This is a genomic window from Clostridium sp. (genome assembly GCF_016650095.1).
Lineage (GTDB): Bacteria > Bacillota > Clostridia > Clostridiales > Clostridiaceae > Clostridium_AD.
Map to the genome: position 1 here is coordinate 1 of NZ_JAENWL010000363.1, position 3,774 is coordinate 3,774.

Genomic DNA, 3,774 nt, shown 5'->3' on the forward strand with positions numbered 1-3,774 from the left:
AGGTTGTAATAGTTTTCTTATTTTTAATAATTTCAGCTATAATTACAAATACTATAAAGTGAGGTGGTATTCATGTTCTTTAACAAAACTATAGAGGAAGTTCTAAAAGAATTAGGTTCTAGTCCAATAACAGGCCTTTCTCAAAAGGAATCAGAGCTAAAAAGAGAAGAATTCGGATTAAATCAGCTAGAAACTAAAAAACCAAAAACTATATTTGCAATGTTTTTTGCCCAATTAAATGATATCTTAATTTATATTTTAATTGCAGCTGCCATAATTTCTGCCATCCTTGGTGAAACAAGTGACGCAATTATAATTGCTATTGTAATTGTTATCAATGCTACAGTAGGAATTATTCAAGAGTCTAAAGCGGAAAAAGCTCTTGATGCACTAAAGAAATTATCTACGCCTAAGGCTGTAGTTAAACGTGATGGGCAGTTAAAAGAGATTCCATCTAAAGATGTTGTACCTGGAGATATTATCATTATTGACGCAGGGAGATATGTGCCTTGCGATTTAAGGTTACTTGAAACTGCAAATTTAAAAATTGAAGAATCTACACTTACAGGAGAATCTGTGCCAGTAGATAAAGATGCATCCCTGGTCTTAACTGGCGATGATATTCCACTAGGTGATCAAAAGAATATGCTCTTCATGTCGACGCTTGCGACTTATGGTAGAGGCGTAGGAATCGCTGTATCCACTGGAATGAATACTCAAATAGGCAAAATTGCTAAAATGTTAGATGAAAAAATAGACACCCAAACCCCTCTGCAACATAAATTGGCGCAACTTGGCAAGTACCTTGGAATAGGAGCTCTAGTCATATGTGGTCTTATGTTTACAGTTGGAATTCTTCAAAAACGAGATGTTTTTGAAATGTTACTTACGTCGATAAGTTTAGCAGTAGCTGCGATACCCGAAGGTCTTCCTGCTATAGTAACCATAGTTCTTGCTATGGGCGTTCAAAAAATGATAAAAGAGAATGCTATTGTACGTAAATTACCTGCTGTTGAAACTTTAGGTTCGGTAAACATCATATGTTCAGACAAGACAGGAACTTTAACTCAAAATAAAATGACTGTAACAAAATTCTATGCAGATGGAAGCCTGGGAAATATAGGCTCTCTGAACATTAATGAAACTGCGCATAAGCTTTTACTTGAAAATCTTATTTTATGCAATGATTCTACTTACTCTGAAAATTCAAAAACTGGTGACCCAACCGAAATTGCACTACTTGTAGCTGGGGTAGACTATAACATATTTAAAGACGAACTAGAAAAAAAGCATCAACGAATTGATGAGATTCCTTTTGAATCTGATAGAAAATTAATGACTACTGTAAATAAATATGGTGATGAATACTATGTAATGACAAAAGGGGCTATTGATAATCTATTAAAGCTATGTACTAAGGCCTATATTAAAGGTAGCATTGTTGAAATTACCCCAAACATCAAAACGGAAATATTAGCTGCGTCGTATAATATGTCTGACAATGCACTAAGAGTTCTAGGCGCAGCTTATAAAATCCTTGCATCGTCCCATGTAGATATTGATTCCTTAGAAAGTGATTTAATACTTATTGGCCTGGTAGGTATGATAGATCCGCCTAGACTAGAGGTTAAAGATTCTATTTCTCTATGCAGAAATTCGGGAATAAAAACTGTAATGATAACCGGTGACCATCAAAACACAGCTTTTGCTATAGCCAAAGAACTTAATATTACAGTGGATTCTCAAGCAGTTATGTCTGGAACTGAGCTTGATAAAATTTCTGATGAAGAACTAAATAGTAAAATTGATAATATAAGCGTATTTGCAAGAGTGTCCCCAGAACATAAAGTTAAGATTATAAAGGCTCTTAAAGCTAAAGGCAATATTGTGTCAATGACTGGTGACGGAGTGAATGACGCACCGTCTCTAAAAATGGCAGACATAGGTGTAGCTATGGGTATAACTGGTACTGATGTGGCTAAAGGTGCTGCTGACATGATATTAATAGATGATAACTTTTCAACTATTGTTGCTGCTATAAGGGAAGGAAGAAATATCTTCACAAATATCAAGAAAACTGTAGTATTCCTCATCTCCTGTAATATTGGAGAGATTATAGCATTATTTCTTGCAATACTTTTAGGTTGGGCATCACCACTTAGACCTATCCATATATTGTGGGTTAACTTAATCACAGATACACTCCCGGCACTCGCTTTAGGTATAGATCCTGGTGACCCTGACATAATGAAATATAAACCACGTAACCCAAATGATAGTTTATTTAAGGGTGCTAGCTTAAATTTACTTCTTAATGGACTGTTAATCGCTGTCGTAACTTTAACCGCATTCATAGTAGGTGCGAAATATTATAGTGGTTCTACTAATTTATTCCCACTATTTCCTAAAAATCTTTCAACAGATGCTTTAAAACATGCACAAACCATGGCCTTTGTTGTACTTAGTGTTTCCCAACTTGTTCATTCTTTAAATATGAGAAATGAAAAAAAATCTATATTCCAAATAGGCTTATTTTCAAATAAATATTTAATTGGAGCTATAATTTTGGGTATACTACTACAAGATTTGATAATAAGTGTACCACCTCTAGCAAATGCTTTTAGTGTTCACGCTTTAAGTTTAATGGATTGGGGTATCGTTACGATTTTATCCTTAATGCCATTACTCACTAATGAAATTGTAAAAATATTCAAACGTATGTCTTCTAAAGTTAATAATAATATATAACTAGCATAAACAAATAAAAGGCTGATGAATTAATTCATCAGCCTTTTATTTGAAAAATATCTAATTATTTTAATTTAGTACCGTCTTCATTTTGACCAATTAGACCACTTTTCATAAGGCCACCCAGTGCCCTTTTAAATGCGTTCTTGCTGGTTTTAAATGTTTTCTTTATATCATCTGGAGAGCTTTTATCATTATATGTCATAAAGCCTTCATTTTTCTTTAAGTATTCTAATATTTGCTCTTCAACTACATCTCTTTCTTCTAGCCTTGGTTTTCTTGCTGTAACGTCCATTTTACCATCTTCATAATATTTTTGTACTCTTACTTTTAGTCTGTCTCCAGGTGCTATATTAGCATAATTCTCATTTTTTAGAATTACTGCTCTATATATATCATCAATAGCTATCATTACGGTGCCATTAGTTTGAATTCCGTATACAGTACCCTCTACCTCATCATCAATATCGTATGAATCTGTCTCATATAAATATCTATCAATAAAAGTAGTAGCTGCAAGTCTTCCAGTCTTATCTAAATATATATAAAAAAGATATTTTCTGCCTGTTTCTAAACTGTAATTTTCCTCCTTAAACGGAACCAATATATCTCTTTCTAGCCCAATCTCTACAAAACTTCCTATTGTAGTCATGTCAACAACCTTAAGATAAGCTAAATCACCAACCTTTGCAAGTGGTTTTTTTAGTGTTGCAATTAACCTGTCACTTGAGTCTCTGTATATAAATGCTTCAACTTCCTCATCAATACTAAGAGCTCTGCCTACCGTACTTTTCATTGGTAATAATATATCATCACTTGTGTCTTCTGTCCCGGCACCTAAATAATACCCGAATTCTGCTCGTCTAACTACTTTTAGATTATTAATATCTCCTATGTTTATCATTTTTTATCTCCTACCTTTTATTTAAACTTTTGACCAATCTATATACTTGTTAAGTTTATCAACAAATTTCACTAAATATATTTCTTCAAGCTTCGAAAACCTTCCTATCTCTGGACTATCTA

2 protein-coding genes are annotated in these 3,774 nt (G+C 33.4%); one reads left to right on the forward strand and one right to left on the reverse strand.

All coding sequences use genetic code 11. From position 1 onward, the window contains the following. Nucleotides 1-72 precede the first annotated feature (72 nt). Nucleotides 73-2,748: a cation-translocating P-type ATPase gene (locus tag JJE11_RS16300; protein WP_291637516.1), complete on the forward strand. Its 2,676-nt coding sequence runs from the start codon at nucleotides 73-75 to the stop codon at nucleotides 2,746-2,748. A 64-nt stretch (nucleotides 2,749-2,812) separates the two neighbouring features. Here the strand turns inward: JJE11_RS16300 and JJE11_RS16305 are convergent, their stop codons facing one another. Further along, entirely contained in the window at nucleotides 2,813-3,652 is an 840-nt protein-coding gene (locus JJE11_RS16305) for a S1-like domain-containing RNA-binding protein (protein ID WP_291637518.1), read from the reverse strand. Nucleotides 3,653-3,774: the final 122 nt, after the last annotated feature.